The organism is Psychrosphaera algicola (assembly GCF_028401425.1).
In the GTDB taxonomy this organism is placed as follows: domain Bacteria; phylum Pseudomonadota; class Gammaproteobacteria; order Enterobacterales; family Alteromonadaceae; genus Psychrosphaera; species Psychrosphaera algicola.
The window spans coordinates 2,140,331-2,163,156 of the sequence record NZ_JAQOMS010000002.1; the positions used below are offsets into that span (position 1 = coordinate 2,140,331).

The 22,826-nt window shown below is 40.0% G+C and carries 29 protein-coding genes and 2 pseudogenes; all 31 read right to left on the reverse strand.

From position 1 onward, the window contains the following. Window positions 1–50 precede the first annotated feature (50 nt). A pseudogene (locus PN838_RS27290) lies at window positions 51–337 on the reverse strand (L-rhamnose mutarotase). After that, window positions 338–982, reverse strand: a complete 645-nt coding sequence (locus tag PN838_RS11580; RefSeq protein ID WP_272180760.1) for an MFS transporter — start codon at window positions 980–982, stop codon at window positions 338–340. After that, window positions 943–1,185, reverse strand: coding sequence for a hypothetical protein (locus PN838_RS11585; RefSeq protein ID WP_272180761.1), 243 nt, complete (start codon window positions 1,183–1,185; stop codon window positions 943–945). The genes PN838_RS11580 and PN838_RS11585 overlap by 40 nt, the downstream gene beginning before the upstream one ends. A gap of 310 nt (window positions 1,186–1,495) precedes the next feature. Next, window positions 1,496–1,705 (reverse strand): hypothetical protein, encoded by a 210-nt coding sequence (locus tag PN838_RS11590; RefSeq protein ID WP_272180762.1) that lies wholly within the window; start codon window positions 1,703–1,705, stop codon window positions 1,496–1,498. A 47-nt stretch (window positions 1,706–1,752) separates the two neighbouring features. Next, window positions 1,753–1,908: an SDR family oxidoreductase gene (locus tag PN838_RS11595; RefSeq protein WP_334313346.1), complete on the reverse strand. Its 156-nt coding sequence runs from the start codon at window positions 1,906–1,908 to the stop codon at window positions 1,753–1,755. After that, complete coding sequence (locus tag PN838_RS11600; protein WP_272180764.1) at window positions 1,839–2,522, reverse strand: SDR family NAD(P)-dependent oxidoreductase; 684 nt, start codon at window positions 2,520–2,522, stop codon at window positions 1,839–1,841. The genes PN838_RS11595 and PN838_RS11600 overlap by 70 nt, the downstream gene beginning before the upstream one ends. Before the next feature lie 34 nt (window positions 2,523–2,556). Then, window positions 2,557–3,075 carry an amidohydrolase family protein gene (locus tag PN838_RS11605; RefSeq protein ID WP_272180765.1) on the reverse strand — a complete coding sequence of 173 codons (519 nt, stop codon included), beginning with the start codon at window positions 3,073–3,075 and terminating at the stop codon, window positions 2,557–2,559. Further along, window positions 3,039–3,413: an amidohydrolase family protein gene (locus PN838_RS11610; RefSeq protein ID WP_272180766.1), complete on the reverse strand. Its 375-nt coding sequence runs from the start codon at window positions 3,411–3,413 to the stop codon at window positions 3,039–3,041. Before PN838_RS11610 ends, PN838_RS11605 begins: the two co-directional genes overlap by 37 nt. Next, window positions 3,413–3,763, reverse strand: coding sequence for an aldo/keto reductase (locus PN838_RS11615; protein ID WP_334313506.1), 351 nt, complete (start codon window positions 3,761–3,763; stop codon window positions 3,413–3,415). Before PN838_RS11615 ends, PN838_RS11610 begins: the two co-directional genes overlap by 1 nt. After that, on the reverse strand, window positions 3,754–4,449 hold the full coding sequence (locus PN838_RS11620; RefSeq protein ID WP_272180767.1) for an aldo/keto reductase: 696 nt from the start codon (window positions 4,447–4,449) through the stop codon (window positions 3,754–3,756). The genes PN838_RS11615 and PN838_RS11620 overlap by 10 nt, the downstream gene beginning before the upstream one ends. Window positions 4,450–4,464: 15 nt before the next feature. After that, complete coding sequence (locus tag PN838_RS11625) at window positions 4,465–4,893, reverse strand: hypothetical protein (RefSeq protein ID WP_334313507.1); 429 nt, start codon at window positions 4,891–4,893, stop codon at window positions 4,465–4,467. Then, window positions 4,890–4,997: a UxaA family hydrolase gene (locus tag PN838_RS11630; RefSeq protein ID WP_272180768.1), complete on the reverse strand. Its 108-nt coding sequence runs from the start codon at window positions 4,995–4,997 to the stop codon at window positions 4,890–4,892. The genes PN838_RS11625 and PN838_RS11630 overlap by 4 nt, the downstream gene beginning before the upstream one ends. Beyond that, a complete protein-coding gene (locus PN838_RS11635) occupies window positions 4,978–5,661 on the reverse strand; it encodes a UxaA family hydrolase (protein ID WP_272180769.1) in 684 nt (227 codons plus the stop codon). The genes PN838_RS11630 and PN838_RS11635 overlap by 20 nt, the downstream gene beginning before the upstream one ends. Beyond that, window positions 5,658–5,963: a UxaA family hydrolase gene (locus PN838_RS11640; RefSeq protein WP_215964247.1), complete on the reverse strand. Its 306-nt coding sequence runs from the start codon at window positions 5,961–5,963 to the stop codon at window positions 5,658–5,660. Before PN838_RS11640 ends, PN838_RS11635 begins: the two co-directional genes overlap by 4 nt. A 662-nt stretch (window positions 5,964–6,625) precedes the next feature. Next, complete coding sequence (locus PN838_RS11645; RefSeq protein WP_272180770.1) at window positions 6,626–7,882, reverse strand: leucine-rich repeat-containing protein kinase family protein; 1,257 nt, start codon at window positions 7,880–7,882, stop codon at window positions 6,626–6,628. Between the two features lie 226 nt (window positions 7,883–8,108). Next, the gene (locus PN838_RS11650; RefSeq protein ID WP_502592186.1) at window positions 8,109–8,765 is read right to left on the reverse strand and encodes a glycoside hydrolase family 172 protein; all 657 of its coding nucleotides are present in this window, start codon (window positions 8,763–8,765) and stop codon (window positions 8,109–8,111) included. Between the two features lie 62 nt (window positions 8,766–8,827). Then, window positions 8,828–9,787: a hypothetical protein gene (locus PN838_RS11655; protein WP_272180771.1), complete on the reverse strand. Its 960-nt coding sequence runs from the start codon at window positions 9,785–9,787 to the stop codon at window positions 8,828–8,830. Between the two features lie 157 nt (window positions 9,788–9,944). Beyond that, window positions 9,945–10,502, reverse strand: coding sequence for a hypothetical protein (locus PN838_RS11660; RefSeq protein ID WP_272180772.1), 558 nt, complete (start codon window positions 10,500–10,502; stop codon window positions 9,945–9,947). A gap of 70 nt (window positions 10,503–10,572) precedes the next feature. Further along, the gene (locus PN838_RS11665) at window positions 10,573–12,000 is read right to left on the reverse strand and encodes a dockerin type I domain-containing protein (RefSeq protein WP_272182579.1); all 1,428 of its coding nucleotides are present in this window, start codon (window positions 11,998–12,000) and stop codon (window positions 10,573–10,575) included. Window positions 12,001–12,431: 431 nt separating this feature from the next. Further along, window positions 12,432–12,719: a hypothetical protein gene (locus tag PN838_RS11670; protein WP_272180773.1), complete on the reverse strand. Its 288-nt coding sequence runs from the start codon at window positions 12,717–12,719 to the stop codon at window positions 12,432–12,434. A 654-nt stretch (window positions 12,720–13,373) separates the two neighbouring features. Further along, window positions 13,374–14,240 (reverse strand): family 43 glycosylhydrolase, encoded by an 867-nt coding sequence (locus PN838_RS11675; protein WP_272180774.1) that lies wholly within the window; start codon window positions 14,238–14,240, stop codon window positions 13,374–13,376. Then, window positions 14,231–14,398 (reverse strand): hypothetical protein, encoded by a 168-nt coding sequence (locus tag PN838_RS11680; RefSeq protein WP_272180775.1) that lies wholly within the window; start codon window positions 14,396–14,398, stop codon window positions 14,231–14,233. The genes PN838_RS11675 and PN838_RS11680 overlap by 10 nt, the downstream gene beginning before the upstream one ends. A gap of 131 nt (window positions 14,399–14,529) precedes the next feature. After that, complete coding sequence (locus tag PN838_RS11685) at window positions 14,530–16,092, reverse strand: sodium/sugar symporter (RefSeq protein WP_272180776.1); 1,563 nt, start codon at window positions 16,090–16,092, stop codon at window positions 14,530–14,532. 230 nt (window positions 16,093–16,322) lie between these two features. After that, complete coding sequence (locus PN838_RS11690) at window positions 16,323–16,637, reverse strand: glycoside hydrolase family protein (RefSeq protein WP_272180777.1); 315 nt, start codon at window positions 16,635–16,637, stop codon at window positions 16,323–16,325. 104 nt (window positions 16,638–16,741) lie between these two features. Continuing rightward, window positions 16,742–17,083, reverse strand: a complete 342-nt coding sequence (locus tag PN838_RS11695; RefSeq protein ID WP_272180778.1) for a glycoside hydrolase family protein — start codon at window positions 17,081–17,083, stop codon at window positions 16,742–16,744. A 519-nt stretch (window positions 17,084–17,602) separates the two neighbouring features. Next, complete coding sequence (locus PN838_RS11700) at window positions 17,603–18,091, reverse strand: GreA/GreB family elongation factor (RefSeq protein WP_215964255.1); 489 nt, start codon at window positions 18,089–18,091, stop codon at window positions 17,603–17,605. A 676-nt stretch (window positions 18,092–18,767) separates the two neighbouring features. Next, a complete protein-coding gene (locus PN838_RS11705; protein WP_272180779.1) occupies window positions 18,768–19,361 on the reverse strand; it encodes a hypothetical protein in 594 nt (197 codons plus the stop codon). Window positions 19,362–20,093: 732 nt separating this feature from the next. Continuing rightward, window positions 20,094–20,249, reverse strand: a pseudogene (locus PN838_RS27870) (RHS repeat-associated core domain-containing protein); the annotation flags it as partial. A 118-nt stretch (window positions 20,250–20,367) separates the two neighbouring features. After that, window positions 20,368–21,195, reverse strand: a complete 828-nt coding sequence (locus tag PN838_RS11715) for an NYN domain-containing protein (RefSeq protein ID WP_272180781.1) — start codon at window positions 21,193–21,195, stop codon at window positions 20,368–20,370. A gap of 144 nt (window positions 21,196–21,339) precedes the next feature. Further along, window positions 21,340–22,044 (reverse strand): tyrosine-type recombinase/integrase, encoded by a 705-nt coding sequence (locus tag PN838_RS11720; protein ID WP_272180782.1) that lies wholly within the window; start codon window positions 22,042–22,044, stop codon window positions 21,340–21,342. Between the two features lie 228 nt (window positions 22,045–22,272). Further along, window positions 22,273–22,803 (reverse strand): hypothetical protein, encoded by a 531-nt coding sequence (locus tag PN838_RS11725; RefSeq protein WP_272180783.1) that lies wholly within the window; start codon window positions 22,801–22,803, stop codon window positions 22,273–22,275. Between the last annotated feature and the right edge of the window lie 23 nt (window positions 22,804–22,826).

A 22,826-nucleotide genomic window follows, 5' to 3' on the forward strand; every position in this document is an offset into this window, starting at 1 on the left:
TTTAAATCAAAAATTTTATCCATCAGTTCCCAGCTTTGGCCTTCATTCGCCTAGGGTAACTTTTGTTGAAAAGTGCTCATTAACGCTTCCCATTCTTGTACTTTTTCGCTTTGTTGGTCGACTCTTGTTTTGTTCTCAAAACTGAATGTCTCGTCCACATTCATGATCATAAATAAGCGGTTTCCAACCAAAAAATCTCCATTCCCGTAATGCCTACTGACCTAATGCTTTCAACAATTTCAGGCCAAACAGCACCACTTTCGTGGTATTTTTTGTATTCTTCAATTAACGTTTTATCGTCTTTTAAATCTAGGGCAAAACAATACTTATTAGCCATTTAGTTCACCTGTTGCGAACGTTTGCCATAAATAGCAATAACAACAAAGCACAATAACGGCAGCACAAATGACGCTTTAGTCGCCGAGAAACTGTCAAATATTGTGTTCATATCAATGATTGATGCCTGTGCCATTGGCAAGAAAGTCCCGCCGACAATAGCCATAATTAGTCCAGCGGCACCCAATTTGGCATCATCGCCAGTGTCTGTTAACGCGATACCGTATATAGTTGGAAACATCAGTGACATACAGGCGGATATTCCAACAAGGGCATAAACCCCTGCAACGCCATCTAAGAATATAGTTAATACGGTAAAGAACATGCCGCCGGCAGCCAGTAACATCAACAACTTACTTGGGTTAATGTACTTTAATAAGAAAGTACAAATAAAGCGGCTGAGACAGAATATGATCATCGCGTAAATATTCATCATTTGCGATTTTGCTTCAGCAGCTTGTTCTGTCATTCCTAGCTGGACAAACACTTCTGTGCCGTAGTGAATAATGAAAGTCCAACACATGATTTGCGCACCCACATAAAACATTTGTGCGATAACACCTTCATGATAATTTCGGTTTGCCAACAGGCGTTTAAAAGTACCTTTTAAATCAAGCCCTTCTGACACAGTTTCAGTACGCGGCATTTTTTAATGGCGATAACAAAAAGGACCAACAATACGACTACACCAATCGCCAAATACGGATTACGAATTACCTCTAAGTCATTGGCCGTAATCGCAGATAGCTTATCCAGCGCAGCAGCTGAACCGTCTGCCGCGAGGGCCTGACGTTCTGCATCTGAAGCTGGGTTTAGTTTTTGAATGATAAATTGGGTGGCGACAAACATACCGAGTAATGAACCAACAGGATTAAACGCCTAGGCCAAATTGAGTCGTTGAGTTGCTGTTTCTTTTGGTCCCATTGATAAAATATATGGATTTGCACTCGTTTCCAAAAACGAAAGCCCACAAGTCATTACAAAAAGGCCAATAAAAACGGCGCAAATGCTTGGGCACCAGCTGCCGGTATAAACAACAACGCACCCAACGCATAAAACCCTAATCCCATAAGCAAACCTGCTTTATAGGAGAATTTTTTATAAAGATAGCAGCGGGAATGGCCATTACGCCATAACCACCGTAAAACGCCACTTGCACCTAGGTACTTTGAGTTGTACTCATCTGCAATACTTTTGAAAAAGCTTTTACCAAAGGGTTCGTTATATCATTTGCAAATCCCCACAAAGGAAAACACAAAGTGACAAGGATAAAACTAACAAGGTATACCTTTGGCACGACTTCTTTTGAAGATCTTTCACCACCCTGTTGAAGGTCAGCAGCGCTGTTTGCGGTATCTGTCGTATTCATAATTGGCCTTATTTTATTATTTTTATTAGTACAAATTTATAAAACGTTTAGTTATTGATCGTTACAAAACCACCATCAATTGGGAAATTACTGCCGGTGATGAAGGAAGCTTCATCTGAACATAAGTATTTTACTAATGCGCCGATTTCCTTTGGTGTGCCCATTCGACCAATCGGTTGTGTTTTTGATAATGTTTCAAACATTTCATCGACTTGGTCTGGGTAATTTTTTCTAAGTAGCTGTCGACAAACGGTGTATGTACTCGAGCTGGTGCAACGCTGTTACAGCGAATACCGTCATTAACGTAATCTTTAGCGATAGAATAAGTCATGGTCAACACCGCCCCTTTACTCATTGAATAAGCAAAACGGTCAGGGATACCAACGCTAGAGGCGATTGATGCCATGTTAACGATAACACCTGATTGCCGCTTTTTCATATGGCCAACAACCGCTTGAGCACAGTTGTAAACCCCTTTAACATTGACACGGTAGACTTTATCAAGCTCATCTTCTGGCGTTTGTTCTAATGTACCAACAGAGCCAATTCCGGCATTATTAACTAAAACATCAATACGGCCGTGTTTGTCGGCAATATTATCAAAAGTCTCTTTTGTCAGTTGATGATTAGACACGTCCAGCGCAACTGCCTCGGCATTACCACCTAGAGATTTGATCTCATCCACGGTTGTCTGCGCGGATTCTAACGATAGGTCAACCACAATGATGTACTGCTCCGCAGATGCTAATGCGATAGAGATAGCGTGACCGATGCCGCTGCCGCCGCCCGTTACAATTGAAACTTTTTGCGTATTCATCTTAAATCCCATGATTTCTATTTAATCGTTTTTGTTAACGATTCAGTTGGTAAAATTCGTTTGCTGTACCGCACCAAAACCGTTCTTTTTCCTGTTCTGATAAGTCACTCACTAATGTTTGTGAAAGAGTCAGCCAGTCAGAGTAATTGCTTTTTAAATTCACCACTGGCCAATCACTGCCCCACATCATTCGGCTTGCACCAAATGTCTGATAGACATGATCAAAATAATGTTGGAAATGAGCGCTGCTTTGTTGATCAGCATTCGCTTCGGTAGTTAATCCTGATACTTTGATATAAACATTGGTTAGCGGTTTAAACACCGCTAATTCATCTGCCCATAATTGGAACTCATTTTCAGTGATATTGGGTTTCGCGCAATGGTCGATCACAATTTTGAGTTTTGGGTGACGATTCGCTAGGGTATAAATTGTTTTCAAATGTTCTGTTTTAACTAATGCATCAAAGCTCAAATCTAGGTTCACTAAACATTCAAACGTCGGATTAAAGGCTGGATTTAAAATCCATTCGACATCTTCAATGTCTTGCAACATTGGCCGTACACCTTTAAAAAAGGATTAACTGAAAGCTGCTTTAAACGTTCGACAACAATTTGACTTATTCCATCAAATTGAACCCAGCCAACGACACCAGACACCAGCTCATTTTCAGAGGCCAATTGCAAAAGAAAGTCCGTCTCTTCATCACTATCAGCCGCCTGCACTAAAACCGTATTGCTAGGTAAATTTTTTCCTGCAACTTGAATATAATCCGTCGGTAAAAAATCGCTATACAACTCCGATAACTCAGGCGTCAACCAGCTATAGTCGCCACGACTCAACTGCCAAAAATGCTGATGGCTATCTATAATTTCAGCGCGGGCATCTGTCATTAGTAAGCGTCTCTAGTTAGTAATGGCGCATCTTGTCGCAACAGCCCATCATCTTTAAGCTGAGTCCAAAACGCCTTTGGAATATCGTAGTTAAACAACTCTATGGCTTGATCGACTCGTTTGGCACTGCCCAAACCAGGTATAACTGTCGAGACCGCAGAATGTCCTAGTGGAAATTGTAACGCCGCGGCGGCAAGTGGTACTTGAAACTGCGCGCAGATGTCTTCAATTTTATTAACTTTCGCCACCACTTCAGCCGGCGCAGGTTCATAGTTGTAGTAAGGTGTAATCTTACTATTTTTAACACCTGTCGCTAGAATCCCCGAGTTATAGGGACCACCTAATATAATGGATGCTCCGTGTTGCTCACATTGAGGTAAAAAGTGTCTAACGCGTCTTGCTCAAGTAATGAATACCGACCGGCTAATAAGAAACAATCAAATTGACCAATTCCCATAACCCGTTCGCAAATTTCGGTTTCATTTACACCTAGGCCAACGGCTTTAATTACACCTTGGGAACGAAGTTCATCCAGCGCTTTATAACCGCTAGAAGCTAGTTGTTGGTAATAATAAGGGTCTTGCTCACCGTGAGTATCTACGCCAATATCATGTACTAATAAAATATCAATTTGAGCCAAGCCTAAACGCTGTAAACTATCTTCAAACGAACGCATTATGCCGTCGTAGGTATAGTCGTAGTGTGAGTCAAAAGGCATAGGGGTGTCAAAACCGTACCTAAGTTCTTTTACATTTGCTTTGTGATCAGGAGTTAAAATTCGGCCAACTTTGGTGGAAATTACATAGTCAGATTTAGGTAATGTTCTAAGCGCATCACCTAGTCTTCTTTCGCTTAAACCCAGTCCATATCTCGGTGCAGTATCATAAAGGTTAATCCCCGATGCTTTTGCTGCATCAAGGGTTTCTTGAGCTTCATTATCAGAAATAGCCTTGTATAAATTTCCAAGCGATGCCGCTCCAAAACCAAGTTCTGAAACTTCAAGACCTGTGTCACCAATTTGTCTGTTTTTAAACATCGATTTTCGACTCCACTATCTAATGGTAGGCAAACAAGAAGGACCAATTCCTTCAAACTTTTTGTACGTTAACACAAATTCTTGGTGCCCTAACTCTTCAGATTTAGATTGTTTGCCTTGCGCTACTTCTGTCACCAATTGGTAAATTTCTTCACCAACTTGGTCAACGGTTGCTTCACCGTTGATGACTTTACCAGCGTTAATATCCATATCCTCGGACAAATTTTCATAGGTTTCTGGATTAGCACAAACTTTAATAACAGGAGAAATTGCAGAACCGACAACAGAGCCTCGGCCCGTCGTAAACAAAATGATATGGGACCCAGATGCGATCATTTCGACAATTTCTGCACTATCGACAATGTTTGGAAAACCAAACATCGGGTCGCCGTCAGGTACAACGTCCATTAAATACAAACCACCTTGGGTTGGAATATCACCTATAGCTTAATCAAACCATGTATTTTAGAGCTGCCCGATTTAGCGTACGCCCCCATCGATTTTTCTTCTTGAGTAGAAAGGCCACCTTCAGCATTGCCTTGGTGCAAAACTGCCGTAGCCCATGCGGGTATAGTAATCTTCTGCTTTCTCGACGGATTTTATAATTTCAACACCAAGCTCTGGCGTTATGGCTCGTTCAGCCATGATCTGTTCACAACCGATTAATTCACCAGTTTCTTCAAACATGCAAATAGCATCATCTTCGATAAGCTTGTCAAAACAACGACCAACCGCAGGATTTGCACCTATACCACTTGTTCCGTCAGAGCCACCACAAATAGTCCCGACAACAAGTTCATTCATGGCCATAGGCACTAACTCAGTTTGATCCGCGATTTCACGAAGTCGGCTAACACTTGATAACCCAGCTTCAATGGTTTTCCTTGTGCCACCTGATTGTTGGATAACAATTGTTTCTACTGGTCTGCCGCTTGCTTCGACAGTTTTGGCTAATTGCTCGCGGTTAAAGCCTTCACAACCTAAAGAAACAATAAGGACACCACCTACGTTCGGATGACTGCACAAACCTTCCATTATTTTTAACGAATATTCATTTGGGTAACATCCATGAAAGCCAATGAGTTGTACCTCATCATCAGTTGAGTCAGCAACGACAGAACGAGCAACATGGTGCGCGCATTCCACTAGGTAAGTGACTAATATGACGTTACGAATACCTTTGCGGCCATCCGCTCTTAGATAACCTTTCATGACTCTTCCCCTGTTCGACTCTGGCGTGTGTGGCTAGCAATATAGTCACTTTTCATATTGTGCATATGTATGTGTTCGCCAAATACAATATCCTGTGTAGCGGATCCAATTGATACGCCGTATTTAATAATTTTGTCGCCTTTGCTTATCTCTGTTCTTGCGATTTTGTGGCCGACAGTGATATCGGTTGTCATAGCAACTTCGACTGTTTCTAAGGTCGTTAAACTGCCAGCAGCCAACTGCTTGCAACATACAAAAACATTGTCAGCTTGGTGCAGCAATACAAAATGTTTGTTTATCATTTTTACATCCTATTGAGATCATTAAGCCAAGCATTCGCCGAGGAACAACTATGACACTCGCAGCTAAACCTAATTTTTATGCGCATCGAAAAGCTATTTCCGGATATCGTGAATTTAAACAACATTCAAGCTCTTCGTCAATAAATTTGTGTATTTTTATATTTAACTCTACACATTCAATGTATAAAAATAGTCAAACATCATAATCAATACGACCAAATAAGGTTTCAGATAGCCTTTTATTACCCGCTTAAAAGCGTTTCAAAATGGCCAATTTCGAAATTTCAAAATAGCTGATACTTTGATAACAAAAGAACACCTTAAAAAACGTAAAAATGACTAAATGGCAGGCGATTTAAAAGCCAAGTTTGGAACGTCAAGATGTGAGCGAGCCCATCACTTTATAAACCATCAATTAGATAAATTTTATTGCTGTTATATGGTGATTGTGAGGTTATAGGAAAAACAGTCGCACCGGTGGGGTATACCAAGACGCGTTGTGAAAAGGTGAATATAAAAGAGTGTAGGACTTGCGACCATGTAAACTAGCATTAAGTTGTGCTTCCCTAACCCTATGCTATTACCTCCGGTGAATAATTTTTCCACCGAAGGTCAGGTTCCGTCTTTTGTGGTTTGGCTTATGCCGCTAAGTAACAGCTAAACTAAGCGTTAACCATTTCACTGAGCTTTTGAAAGGAGGCCGACGACTTATCCTTAACATCACAGATGCAAAGTAAGTCATCGATAAAGTGCATAAGTGCGCGGTATTCTATTTGTTTAACAAGAGCTTGCTGAGTTCCCGTCAACATGTGATACATGGTCGCAGCGCCAAAATCACCAACAATAATATTAGCCTCGTCATCAAATAACGTATTGTGAGCATAGAGATCACCATGGCAAACTTGGTTTTGATGTAAGTGTTCAAAGACCTCTGTCATCTGTTCTACCATTTTATTTATCTTTGAAATTGGCAAACTCAGACCGGGGGCAAAATTGTCACGAGTGCACGAATCAAAACACGGTGGCAAGCCTAGGTTATAAAAATTATCTGGGATTAATTCCATGATTAGCGCTAAATAGCCAGCTTCATTAACTTGGGCTAATGACTGAATAAGATTAGGATGATTACCTACTTTTAAACACACTTGCAGTTCGTCTTGAGGATAACCATCGCTGGTCACTTCACCTTTAAATACTTTAACTGCTACGTCTTCTGGAAACTGATTTTCTGGAAACTGATTTTGTGGTTTACGCCATTTAGCTTTTGAGATCACTCCCGAGGCTCCTTGCCCAAGCACTTGTTGCAGTTCAAAACTATCGAAACGAACCGTAGGCACATCTTGTATTTTAATGTTAACTTGGCAAAAAGGATTACCAGAAAATGCCAACCATGCCAATTTAGGCAAACCTAATAATTGCTCAGGGCATTCGGTAAGTTGATTAGCTGATATCCTGATAAGTTCGAGGTTGTGTAAATGGCGCATGCTTTGTGGCAAAGCTTTAAGCTGGTTCCCAGCTAGTGCCAACTTTTGCAATCGTGGGCGATAACCTAACGACTCCGGTAATATCTCTATTTCGTTATCGGTCAAAATCAACCAACGCAACTGTTCTGGTAAAGCCTGTTCTGGAACGTGTTTGATTTGGTTCGCTTTAAAGCCGATCATTTCAAGGTTTTTGCATTGACCTAACACCACCGGCAAACTGGTAAATAAGTTATTAGAAGCAAATACAATCTTTAGCTTGTGCAGTTGGCTAAACTCTGGCGGTAAACTGCTTAGGCGGTTTCCCGACAAATCTAATATCTCTAAACTATCCGCTAGGGTCAAAATTTCCATTGGAAATGAAGTTAAATCTTGTTGGATTTTTAGGTGCTGTGCGCCAACGAGTTCACCAGATTGAAGTTGAGATAGAGTATGCAAAACAAAACGTCCAAATGTTGAAAAACAAATCGCGCGTAGTCTACAAGGTTTTGCCGAAAAATCAGATGGCGTTACCGACTAATTGTGGAACGCCATCTCAAATTGATGTTGCCGCTTGGCCATTTTAAGTCTCTGTGATAAGCATTTACCAATGGCTCAGGGTAATATCGAGTAGGTGGAACGATGAACAATTAGGCTTCATCGCCACACAAACCCGCATCTGAATTTAGTCTAGTTTTGATTCCAACTCAGTTAATTTGGGCGCATTGGTAACATTTGTCTCGCCATTATTTTTAGTGGCTAAATCACCATACCAATAAGCGCCAACCGCATATCCCATTTCAACGTCTTTCCAGTGCCACACTTCCATATCTAAAGTAAGTGACTTAGAAAATGGCATAGTATCAAGTGAGCGAGTACGTGTTTCAACACTATAACCCTGCGTATTTCGTTCATTTGTCTCTTTGCGATTTAACTGATTATAAACGTTACTCGCCGGTTGAGCATGGAATGGGTGTTGGTAAAAGTCGGTACTTATACCGCCCCACGAATACCCATAATAGTCTTCGGTACCCGTTCCAAAAATTGATGGGAATGTTTCGCCGTCAACATAGATTTTTTCATCGCCTTCACCCCACCAGCGGGCAATCGGATTCCAAATGGTCAACGTATCACCCACATAAACCCCGCGGCCACTTAATTTAACGTAATTCCAGTCTGAGAACGGACGAGTGGCAACAGGATATTCGCCACGCCAGCTCGCATGAAAATAAAGTGAGCTGTCATCCCATTTACGATCAGTGACTTTAACCTGAAGTGTAAAATCGACAGCCTTATTGGACATATTTAAAATCGACACTTTAGCTGTTTTTTGGAATGGCATAACCCAACGAGTCGTTAACTTACCGGCTTTGGTGACCGTTCGATACCAACCTTCAAACGGGTTTAAGCCAACGCCAGTGCCAAAAATTCACTAATTGGTGTATAGACCGTTTGTTGCCCATCAAATTCTATTTTTAAAACAACTGAACGTGTGATGTTTTTATCACTATAATCATTCAGTTTTAATGACAATTCGTTAATCGCCGACGAACCGGTATCGATATCTAACGATTTCTCCTCACCGTTGTTTAACGTCCCAGCGATTGCATTAACCTGACCTTCTACTGCTTTGTATGGTGCATTAAGTTGTTTTGCGACTTTTTCCATCAAAGGTATTGCTGCTGTAAACTCTGCCGCAGAATAACTTTCAACTTTAGCTGTTTTGTTATATTCACGATAAGTCATTTGGTAAAAGAACGGGCGTTCCGAAACGGTAATTTTTAAACCTTTGGCATATGGAATTGGATAGAATGAAACCGCAGAACGAAGCGATTCATGCGCAAGTGGGAAGGGTATGGCGCCTTTGCCATTTAACAACTCAAACATGTTGCCTTCTAGCACAGGCTCTTTTGCGCCATCTATATAAAAGCGAATGATCGAGTTGGTCGTTGCTTTTTTATCATTTTTCCACGGCATCCAAGTACGCACTAAAGCCCCCGGACCTTTTGCATCCATTAAGACCCATTCATTACCATTTGCTGTTTCTTCAATTCTAATAAAGTTTTTATCTTTTTTGTTACTGTTAAAATCATGATTTAAAAACCATGTTTCTGGATTTTGTGGATCGTCAGACGCCCTGTTGTAACTAGACTCTTGCTTTAGCCTAAATTCTGCGTCTGGATAATGCGTAATCAAATCCCGGTCAATCATTTCTGTTAAAAGCGACTTTACCGAAATAAGTCTTGCGCCCCTGTCCTCACCGCTGCTGGTTTTTCCTGACTCCGAATTGTGGGTTAAATTAATAACACTAAGGGCAAGAACCCCTAATAAAACGACAATTACGAAATATCTTAACTTTGGCATTATATTTACCTTATGAGTTACCGCTTATTTTCTACTAAAAACCGAACATTGCACGGGTAGAAACAATCTGATTTTGAAGCTGATAAATGACTATTTTTAAATTTGTAGAAGCTAGGCCAACTGAATAAACGTCAGTGATTCAAAGCTTCTACTTAGATTACTTACTAGAAGCGCGACGTTTACCGACCAATAAGACAAGCGAGCAGATTAGAAATGCAAATGCTGAAGGCTCAGGTACGTCAGTTACACTAAATGTAACGCTGCTATCAACGGATTCATACCCAAAATTAGCCAAGAATATGCCTGTAAACATGCCATCGTTACCCAATAACGTTAGGGTATCTGAACCGGCTGTATGAGCAGTAAAATTAAGCGTTGCTAATGTCACTTGAGCACTGTTAATTGGGTCAAAAGAAACGACAAACTGATCGATATCTGCGCCGCCATAAAATGACATAAAGTCTAAATTAAATAGACTGTCACCTAAATAATCGACAGTTTGTAATGCTTCATCATTAATATCAAAAGCGAAACCTTCTAACGTTTGCTGCGTTGCATTATCAAATACAACGTCGATAGTAAAATCATCACCTACTTTGATATCTGTAGATGAAATTTCATAGATAATGCCAGCTTGTGCACTTGTAGATAAAATCAAAAAGAGTGAGACCAAACATGTCTTCATCGAGTTTTTTAGTGATATTAGTGTTTTCATTAAAAGTTACCTATTTATTATTGTTTTAAAATGCCGCCACATAAAGAGTTAGTGGCGGCAAGTTGATTGATTATTGTTGACGGTAAATAGCGTAAAGCTGACCATAATCTAAGCGTGAAATGACACCATCGTTATCGAAGTCAGCAGCGGGCAAATAACCCTCGTCGCTACTTCTTAAACCATAGACAGCCATAAATGCCGTAATGTCACCGCGGTTAATTTCGCCATCGTTGTTAATATCACCAGCAATTTGTGGTTCTGGGAACGTGATGACATAAGCAACAACCGATTTTGCATTTATCTCGGTTTCTGCACTTGTTTCAGTCATTTTAGTAAGTGACATCTGCTCACCTTCTGCCGATGTCCCTTCAAACCAAGCAACACGTTCAATAGTCGCATCACCAAGTTCTTCGCCATTAATATTAAGCGTTGTATCTAAGTGCTCAGCTTCATTGCTATTCATAACCCAAAGGATTAATTTATTGCCATCGCGAAACGCCATGGTTTCAACATTGGCTAAACCTGTTTTTTGGGTTGGAATATAATGCGCACCAGCTGGGGCATGGTTACCAAACATTTTCATGATGTAGTAAGCACGCATACGCTCACCTTCACCTTTGTTCGCGAAATAAATAGCGCGTGTTTCACGCCCGATACCGCGTGACCACGGTTCAAAAAACAATTCACCTTCCATACCTGAACGATAAAACATAGCTCGGCTAGACATTCGACCAATTGGAAAATCCATGTCCAACTCGACACCATAAGTAGGGCCAGTTCCTAGACCCGTCTCAGTGTGCCAAACAGACAAACCCAATTCATTGGCGTTATTAATAAGAGTGGTCCATGTTGCTTCCGTCGCGTTGTCATAACTATGAGTTGAAATTCCTTTAAACAAACCAAGCGCATTTTGATTTTTGTAGCTGTTTAAAATAGAGATCGCTTGCTTAGTGCCCCAAGTTGATGGTCCTGAAAACTCTGGTTCAGGCACGCCAGCGTAGTCACTTGTTGTTAATAGACGTTTAATTTCTTGTATCACGGCAACTTCGTTTGTTGCTGAAACCACCTGAGACCACTCTTTAACCACGCTCATTACACTAATTGCAACGTCGTTATCACTCATGTACTTGAGATAATCAGCTAAAAATCGTGCGTACTTTTGAATGTTAAGTTTGCTTGGTTCGTAACTACCGCCATTGTGTCCACCGCCGGTATAAATCCAGTCTGGTAGATTATTGGTTGTGCCATACCCGTCATAATCAGATTTTAATGTCGCCCAAAACTTAAGGTTTGGATTAGATTGTCTCGCCATTTTCATTGATAAAACGGCTCTATTGTAAAAAGCCAAATTTGGTGCACCTTCAACTAATTCTTGTTTACGGTCGTAAGACACTCGTGAATAGTCGAATTTAATGTCTTTGAATACCCAATCTGAAATTTGTTGCGAATTACTGGCATTATTTAGGAAGAATTGCGAGCGCTCCATATCTGAGCCCATCAAGGTAATTTCTTGTTGAGGATCAGTTAAGTCAATCGTAATACTGTTTTCAACTTCAACCGGGCGCGACCAACAAAATTTACTTCTACCTGACGCTGGGTCACCAAATACGCTATTTGAGCAAGAGACATCTTCATATACCGTTTTATAAAAGAAAGCGCCTTCTCTGCCATAAGCGACTTCATGATAGTCAGTTAAGTAACATGTATCACCTTCTGAACCGCAATATGTCCATTCTTCGCCCTCCGGCGCAACTGGTTCTTCAGTAACCGGTTGTCTAATCCAGCAGTGCTTGTATTTACCCGGTGCAGCGTCACCGAATACCGCATTTGTACAGCTCGCGCCATCTTCATGGGTTTGAAATGCAAATAACCCATCACGACCAAAAGCGACTTCATATGTGCCTTCAAATGGACAGGTATTACGTTCACCTATGCAAAAAATCCAGCCGGCCCCTCTGGCGGTGTTAAATGTGATGTATCTTTACGTGTCCAACAGTACTTTCTTTTTCCATAGCAAGGGTCGCCAAAAACCGAAGGCGCGCAATACACGCCATCAGTATGATATTGATAAGCAAAAGCGCCATTGACCCCAAAAGCAACTTCTTTGCTTCCGTCAAATTCGCAGGTTTCTAACGCGCTAGAACATAAACTCCAGTTAGCACTATAGGTGGAATGGTTTCCGCTGCTTGGGAAGCGCCAGCAAATAGGCCTAGACACATAACAAGCATGAGATGTAATGATTTGAAATACGACGCGTATGAGACTTGTGCTTTAGAAACACGAATCTTCCGCTTTCCTCGGTACTGATTTATTCCGTTTTTAATTTGTTGATGATTACTCATAGTAATACCTTTTATTTTTATTATATTTTTCAAATTACCTGTCGACTTTTGGCAGTAAATTCATTCCACTACCGTTTCTTTCATCTTTATTGTTAATACACCTCGGTTAATACGTGAACATTCAACCTTCCTAAATAAACGACGATCGTCACTCGCAAAATACCAACGAATTAACGAAATCAATTTCAACCATAGGTGGTAAAACCGCATGCCCTTACTCCGGCCTAAAATTTAAACAATAGAAAATACGAAAACCGTAAATATTCGTTAATATTTCGAATATTGTTGTGAGGTTGGCGGATATAAAACAATGTCGAGACGTGGTGAAATGGAACTAAATTTCAGGTAGATAAGGTAATAATTTAGGAAAATATGCTGATTGCAAACATGACAAAAAGAGCACGAAGGTCATTAATACGTTCATAGTTTGTAAATAAGAGCGCACATATTTTGTGTTCAGCGCCCTCGAATTACGATTAAAGTGTCATTAATTGCGCTCTATTATTACTCGATAATAAAGTAGGTCATGCTAATTTACCGCTTTTGGTGGTTTTAATTTGCGGGAGCTAGGAACTTTGGATGCGCTAATTTCAGGAGAAAATTGAACCATTTTAATGCTGCCATCTTCATTAAAATCCATACGCTCAAAACTTGCAGAGCGTCGGAAGAAGGTGCCGTCATTAACATCACTCCGATGGTAAAATAAGTACCATTGGTTCTCGAATTCAATTGCAGAAGTATGCGCTGGAGAATCTGTTTGATCCGGTGTCATTGGTCCCATGTGAGTTGCATAGGATGAAGGCAGTGGCGTATCTGACATAAAATATTCAGTCCTTGCCTCGCGGCGCGCTAAAAAGTAGTACTTACCGTCTCGTTTAAACACTGTCACAGCTTCGTTTACCTGCTCTTTTGATAGTCTGATCCAAGGTCCATCTAACTCTGTCATGTTCGATTTGAGTTTCGCGCCCATGACATGCCAACCGGGAGCGCCAATATCCACTTTATGATCATTACCATAAATATAGGCTTGGCCGTCGTCATCAACAAATACGGTTGGGTCAAAAATAGAGGTTATCTTGTCAGTGACTGCTTCTTCCCAAGGTCCGATGGGCGTTCGGCTTTTAGCGACGCCAACATGTGTTTTTTCATATGGAAAGTAGAAATAATACCAACCATCTTTATAGGCAACATCAGGTGCATTCATTTGGCCCGATGCCCAGCTATACTCCCTAGGTTTGAGCACTACGCCGTGATTTATCCAGGTTTTTAAGTCCGATGATTCCAAAACTAAATAATCTTGCATGCTATTAAAACTTTTTGCATCAGGTTGGTCATGAGATGCGTAAACATAGACTTTGCCGTCAAATACTTCAGCGGCAGGGTCAGCTACATACAAAAACCCGCTTCGCCTTTTTTTAAGATGGGGTTAGAAGGTAACACCTCAGCCTCTTCTGTATTGTCTGTTTTAATAGGGGATGTATTGCACGCAACGAGTAAACTCATTACCAGAGCCATTGTTAATGTTGCCATAACCTTAATTCGTTTTTGATCCATCTAAGTACGCTTATGTTAATTCGGAAAATCTAAATTAAAAAAGGCTGCTAATATTCATTAGCAGCCTTTTTCAGTATTATTCTAAGTACCTTGCAATAAAAATACTGCTCTATAAAGGTACTAGACTTTGACTACCACCATGTGGTGTAAAGGGCGATTAGAATGATTACAACAACAACCGTAGCAATATTAAATCCTTTGGTCGTTTCAAAACTGACTTCACTTAAATCAACACTTTCATTACTCGATTCAGCTTTACCTGCAAGCGAAACGATGACGCATAATGCCAAACATAATAAGAAGACAACGCCTACACGGTCCATAAACGGCAGTTCAGGCCAGTAAACTTTAAGTAGCAATGAGAACCCGGCTGAACCTAATGCAGCAGCTAATGCGCCGGCAGATGTCGCTTTAGACCAGAACATACCCATAACAAATATCACAACAATACCCGGCGTAAAGAAGCCCGTGAACTCTTGGATATACTGGAATGCTTGGTCAAACTTACCAAGTAATGGTTCAGCGACAAATAGCGCGATTGTTAGTGATGCTAACGCTGCAACACGGCCAACTTGTACATAATGACGTTGCGACTTGCCTTGTTTCATCTTGGCATAAATATCCATAGTGAATATTGTTGAAATACTGTTAGTCATTGATGCTAATGACGACACAATTGCCGCAACTAATGCCGCAAATACTAAACCTTTAATACCGACTGGCATTAATGACATCATCGAAGGATAAGCTTGGTCAGGTGCGCTTAATTGAGGATATAGAATAACTGCAGCGATACCAGGTACAACAACAATCAACGGCATTAGTAATTTAAGGAAAGCAGCAAACGCGATGCCTTTTTGGGCTTCTTTTACATCTTTAGCCGCTAAAGCTCGTTGAATAATATATTGATTGAAACCCCAGTAGCTGAAGTTCATTATCCACATACCACCAACTAATACCGATATACCTGGTAGGCTCATATAATGTTCATTTTCAGGGGATAAGATCATGTCAAAATGAGCAGGAGCATGTTCAGTTAAAACACTAAACCCAGCGATAAAGCCTTGACCATCAGAAACCGCGTCTAGCGCTAAGTAACTTAGTAACAAACCGCCAAAGACTAACAATACAACCTGTAAAATGTCGGTATAAGCAACGGCTTTTAAACCGCCGTATAACGAATAAGCAATAGAGAATACAGCAAGGAAGATCATGCCATACATCCAATCTACGCCTGCTACCGTTTCGATAGCTAATCCGCCTAACCAAAGTACCGCGGTTAAGTTAACAAATACATAAACTGCTAACCAAAATAGCGCTAACGTCGTTTTCACTTTGCTATCAAAACGTTGCTCTAAATACTGTGGCATAGTGTAGATATTGTTTTTCAGGAAAATAGGCAACATGTATTTACCTACAATAATTAGGGTAATGGCCGCCATCCATTCATACGATGCTATTGCGATACCAACCGCATATCCTGAACCAGACATACCGATAATTTGTTCTGCTGATATGTTAGAGGCTATGAGTGATGCGCCAATTGCCCACCATGGTAAAGACTTACTCGCTAAAAAATAATCTTCGGTATTTTTACCGCCTTGTTTATCTTCACGTGAAATCCACAGCGCTAGCATTAGCAGACCTAATACATATGCAATGAATACCGTTGTATCCAACATTTCTAACTTCATTATTGTTCCTTGGGATGGTTCTTATTTTATTATTAGTAAACAAGCGGAACATCAAAAAACCGTATTTTTAATATCAGCAATAATAAGACATTGAATTATTTATATTTTTGACGGGAGATTGTGGGTGCCTAATATACGTAACACATGCTGCACTTTGATTCGAGCCAAAAATTAAAGGGGCTAACAATATGTTGGCCCCTTTAGTTATCTACAATGATAAATTAGAGACGTTAGTCTACTTTTTTAGGAATGATCTTAAATAAATGCGAAGCGCTGCCATGTTCTGGAGTTTCGTTTATGCCTGTGGCCATATAAACATAAGCCGGTTTGCCATCGATAAATAAGATTTGTGGGCGTTCTAAACGACCATTTATTTTACCGCGATAGACAATAGAGTCTTTGAGCGCCGCTTTGCCAACATAGTGCTCCAATGCTTCAAAAGAGCGTGTAATTTTTTCCTCTGGGAAAAACATGCCGTCATCTGAGCGCCAAAGTAAACCACCACCGTGATCGCCTTTTAAGTTACCAAAATCGCGACTCAGCAAATAGACACTGTCTTTGTACTCAAACGCATAAGCATCTTCAATGCCTGCACGGGTTGTTGCACTTTTGTGATAAGTGTATGGTCCTTCTAAATTATCAGAACTTGCTATACCGTAAGTGAACGCGCCTCTTTTTTCTTTGGATTTTTCTGAATAACAGATTTTAAATACAACAGATATTTACCATCTTTTTTAATCAGGCTTGGATTAGAAACACCCAGTCTTGCGTGATAATTCCAAGCAGTTTTGTCAGTAGATTTACGTAAAATGGTACCGTCAGCCTCAGCACTTTTTGCTGGTCGCCAGTTACCCTTTAAGTCATCGGCGACAAACATAATAATTCGTTGTGTTTTTAACTGGTTGTTAGAGTTCACTATAAAAGTAAGTACATACTTTCCATCTAAGTATTTAATTGTAGGGTTGTGCGGGGCATTAAAACCGGTGTCCAAATCGGCAACCGCTTTACCAAGATAGGTAAACGGGCCTTCTGGTTTATCGGCGACATAATGGCCTATTTCGCTATCTTTAAACCAACCGCTAAAATTTTTTGGGTTTTAGTTGGCCATTGGGCAACAAATAAATGCACTTTGCCGTCTGGACCTATAATAGGTGATGCTCCCCATATATGGGTATCTTTTTCTCCAATACCTTGCCTACATATTCGTAGTCAAAATCATAAGTTTCAGCTTGGCTTAACCTATGAATTAAGAATAAAAAAGCAAATAAGCTCCTTTTTAAGAAGGCGAATTTCATTTAGTATGCTCCGATAAATGTACTTGGTTTTTCTCGTTATGATTAAAACAAATGATGTAGCAAAAACCGCATTAATTTAATTGTAATAAAAGATAAGCAGCGGAAAATAACGCACTAGCGGTGCTAATCCCTATCAGGAAATAAATGAAATGGTGTTTAAAGCAAGCGCGGAGCATCATGCGAAATAAGTACTTTTATCAAAACAAAATTACAATTTAATGGATCTCTAAAATAGCAATCAGCCGCGTTTCATTACCCACTTTAAATTGCACTTCATCGTCAATTTCTTTGCCGAGCAATGCCTTACCGATTGGAGATAGTACAGAGATGACCGTCACGCATTTATCGTCAAATTGCAATTTTAAGCCACCAGCCTCATTGCCCAGTAGATAATATAAAACCTGTTCCTGCTCATTTTCGACACAAACTAATGAGCCGACGTTAACAACAGCTTCACCGTTTAGAGATTTTTCTTTCAACATTTTCCAATCTGCAATGGCCTGTTTAAAACCCTCAACACGTTTAGATTGCCCCTCAGCTAAATAAGCCGCCTCGATGGCAACGGTGTCGTATTGGGTCTCGGCTTTACTTTGGTCATGCGTCGCAAGATCATGGGCATCTTTCGCTGCTTGTACGGCATTTAAAAGAGACTGTTGCAACTCAGCGATCAGAGATTGGATCAGCTCTTGTTTATCAATATGCATTTATAGGGATCACTATTGGTCGAAAGCAAAGCGTTAAATTGCCAACATAAAGAAGGCTAACAAGGTGGTCATTTTAACGTAGTTAGGTGTCTATTAATATGTAAGGCTGGAAATGACAAAGAGATTAACTCAGAAAGCTCGAAGCACATAAGCGGCTCGAGTATCGTGAGATGTTCGGGCTATATTTTGACAACCCGCTATTTAGCGCGCACAAAAACTTCTCAAAAAGGCTACTTATTAAGTTTAATTGGATAAGTGGGGTGATTTTTATTAGAAGAAAAATGGTGCCTCGACCCGGAATCGAACGAGGGACACGGGGATTTTTGATTAGTCAATATACTTTCTATTAGTTACTAGATATGCATGAAATCCAAGAGTTTCAACATTTCACTACACTATTATTAGCCATACTATTTGGGGGCGTTCAAAATTTTGTTTCAGCTTAAATTCTTAAATATCAAGGTCAAGTGTAGTTAGTGTAGTTTTACCTTTCATTTAACAAAACTATTTTAAATTTTTTTCTATGAATAGTTTATAAAAAAGGGGCTAAAACTACGCTAACCATCAGCAATACCAGATTGCTAGTAATGTTGAAGTAGGTGTGAAACTGTGATGATGGGTAATAGAGTAAGGGCCGAATCCCGCAGGGGTTCGGCCAACAAAAGCCTATATAGGTTTAAAGGCCACATTCTTTTTCTAAATGACTTTTGAGATTGCGATACTCAGTCGAAATATCAGTTTCAATGCTCATGCCGTTTGCTTCAGCTTGAAACCCAGCCCAGAAAACATAAAATTTATGAAGGTCTCTTTCAAAGATTCCCATACATTGAAATTGCTTTCCTAGCTTTGAGCTTGTGGCGAGACCCCAAGTGTTTATCAGGTATTGGTCAAGGTCATACAGGCGCTCTTCAATGTCACTGTCGGGTGTGTAACCATTAAGTACCTCTCGATTCTTTCCTAGACCATAGTATTTCGAAAATCTTTCTATAAACTTTGGGGGTAACATTCTACTTAACTCCAAAGCAGCTTCTCGCAACCCTTTTGGTTTCCAGTATTCACCATTTCTTACTTTTGGCGTAACCATTAATGTCGCAAACAACCCAGAGTAATTGCTGACAGTACCTTTCGCTGCCGATGAACTATCAACAACAATTATTCTAGGTAATGCCTTCGGTAATGATTCTGAGATTCTTTCATAATCTTCGGCCATTGCACATCCCGTAGAAACAAACATAATAGACAAAAATGTAACTTTTATAATGTTTAGCATTATTCAATCCTTAATTTGACGAGCCATATGGGGTCATACATAATGAGCCTCCTGAGCATATCGACTTACCTTTCGCTCCCCATCTCTGTCTGGTCCTCTTGGCGATTGATTTATTAATGAACCTGACATCTCCCTTAGGAGTTCGAACATAATATCCGGGGTTGAACCGCTTAGAACTGCTTGCGCATCAGTTTTACTAAAGCCTTCCTGATTTCCTCGTCCTCCGGGATGAGTATGTAGAGTGTCCTTAATCTTCCAGCTAGTTGGCTTTCTAATTCCGACATTCATATTAAAAGTAGCAGGAACCTCAACGGCATTGGTGAAATAGTAGTTGCCGTTATCTGCCTTTATAAGAAAACCAGTAAGCTCAGTGTTTTTATCCGTATTCTGGTAAGCATCTTCATTTTGTTTGTAAAATGCCAAGGCGGCTTCGTGTGGGTCTTCCCAGCCATCGTCATGGCCCTTGATTTTGTCAATTTTAAAGTTAGCATCAACTTCTTCAGGTTTTTTACCACCGACACTAGAGCCTGAAATGTCAGAGTTTTCTACATTGGTACCATTCTGATTTCCAACATTAACTTTATCATTAGACGCATTAGAATTACTGCCTTTTTGTTCATTATTTTGGCCATTAGAAGAGCTAGTTGAACTGCCGCTACTTATATGTTTATTGAAATTGTCATCCTGCATTTGATCTTGCGAACATACAATAAACGTTTCACAGACCCTTAAATAACCAGTTGGATCAGTCCCAGCCATAGGATTATTCATAATATATGAATAAGGGTTTATCGACTGGGTATTTGTTGGAGACTGAATAAACGGATCAACACTCATAAACCGGCCAAGGTTGTAATCGTAAACCCGACCGTTCATATGGATTAATTCAGCAAACAGTCGACCTATTGGCTTTATAGCCCCTTAATAACCTATTTATTTTTGCCAATTTTAAATTTGACGTACGCATTGACGTGGGCAAGAACCACTTTTGCGGTTTGTTCGTTATCTAATAGTTTAATTGGTGGTTCAAGTAAAATAGGTAAATTCGGTACTTGAGGTTTTTTACTTTCCAGCCATTGCCAACATTTCGTTCTATTTTTTTCGACCATTGCTTAAGGCTTTGAAGGATTTCACTTAAAATTTCAACTTGTCCAAACCAAGATTCGGGTTTAATTGCTGGTTTTCTGCCACCTGATACAACCCTAGGTAATTGAGAACGACTGAGTTCGTCATCTAATATATGGTGACGTACCCAGTGAGCGTGTCGGCACAAATCTACGTTAGGATGCCTTACACCTTTTGGTGTTGGGATAACCAGTCCCACTTTAACACTGCTCAAAGTGCGAATTTTCGCCAAGACTGGGGCGATGTCGGTATCATTAGTGACAAATACCACTTGTTCAGTATCATCGTCCAAAATTGCATCCGCTAAGGCTTCAACAGCAATATTGACGTCGGTTTGTTTTTCTTCAAGTTTCCATACCCTTGTAATGGCTGATTGGGGGATATCGCGTCCACTCTCGACTTGATGCGCAGATATTGGGAGAAGTGAATAATATCCCTTAATTAATGAAAACTTTTCTCGAAGGTGAAATTTTAGCGCTCTATGGTAGGACTGTTGATCTTTTATTGAATTAGGGTCTCTCGCAGCTCGCCCAATTATATCGGCGGTAAAGAACTTGATCCCATCTATCTCATTGATTTGTGAATGTGGTGAGGAGCTTGGTAAAAGAAACTTTGAAAACAAAACATCTAAATCAAGCCACTTATACGGTGTTCCTTTTAGTCTTCCATAATAAAGGTTATAGCCATCAATATAAATTCTTGTTTTCAATTTTAGTAGCCTTTAGAAATGAAAAAACCGACATAAAGTCGGCTCTTTCTCCCAAGTTTCAGGGGTCTCGATGCCACGCGTGAAATATGGGTTAGTTGTTATATGTATTGTGGATCAAGTTGCTAACTTTTGCAAATGGATAATTTAACTCGCCCTTGGGTGTGATTTGCTATACACCCTTTGTAATTTAGCTTTGCTGACGTGTACATAAACTTGTGTCGTTGAGATGCTTGAGTGTCCTAAAAACTCCTGTACATGTCTAATATCCGCATCGTTATCCATCATATGTGTTGCGGCAGCATGACGATATTGGTGACACGAGCCGAACTTATTTAAATTAGCTCGTTTTATGTATTTGCTCATTAAACCTGACATTGCGCTAGGCAAAAACTTTTTGCCATCGATATTGAGAAATAGAATTTGCCCTGAGCCCAAATCTGCAAAATATGGCCTTGCATCTCTTAGATATTTTTGAATCCACAATATTGCGGTTTTACCGATTGGAACAAATCTGTCATGACCGCCTTTTCCCTTTACTATTTTAATTAGATTTGCCGAAAAATCGATATCTTGCAGGCTTAAGTTAACGAGCTCATTTCTACGTATTCCTGATGCATAAAAACACTCGATAATCGCTCTATCACGGATACCCTTAAAGGTGTGAATTGGCACCTGTTTAATTATCAATAACACATCATTCACACTCAGTATCGATTTTGGCAACGCCTTCCCAGCTTTAGGCAACTCAAACTTTTCACAATCATTAGTTTTGATAATGCCCTTTGTAAAAAGACCTCTTAAAAATACTTTTACCGTTGTTGCGCGAGTTCGGATAGTCGTTTGTGCCAAAGGCTGATTTGTTCGTTTCTTGCGGTGATCCCTTAAACTTGACAGATACGCATCTAAATTAACAACATCAACGAATTCTAAATCAATTATTGATTGGTGAATAAGCCAAATAAAAAAGATCCCAAAATCTGTTGTTTTAGTTCGACAGTTGCCTGACTATATCCCTTTGCAATAAGGTTGTTTAAATAGTATTGAAGGCAATGATTTAAGTTATGAGAAAGAGGCTTGTTAGTCATGATACAACTCCAATATTTTTGAAGGGAAGCTTAGTTTGTTGATAGCATCTTGAGTCGCGAGCCAAAGAATATGGCGCCTGCCATTTCGACGTATGTATTGAGACATTCTGCGTCCAAATATGCCAGCAACTAACCCATTCTCATCATATAATGGCATTGTCACACACCCTCGCAATTCCTCATGCCCCGTTGGTTTGATTAAGCCATGTACTTCAAGAACACCTCGAATTGAAGCGCCGTTGTTAGTCAGGCTATCAGGTACAACCTTGTTTAAAGTTCTATCACATAAACCAAGTTTTAATGTCTTAATATCATCTAAAGTAATTCCACACTTCGATAACTTATTGATGGTCGCTTTATTGTCAATTAACCTCACATGGTAGTAATTAATAAGTTGTTCGATCACTTGTTCTTGAAAATCTGAAATAAGCAACGTTTCATGGTTGTAGTCAACGCATGAAATAACGATACGCATATCGGACATGACGCCTATTTTTATAGGCAAGTAATTTAGGTGATTCATATTTCCTCCGGTTTCGATTGAAT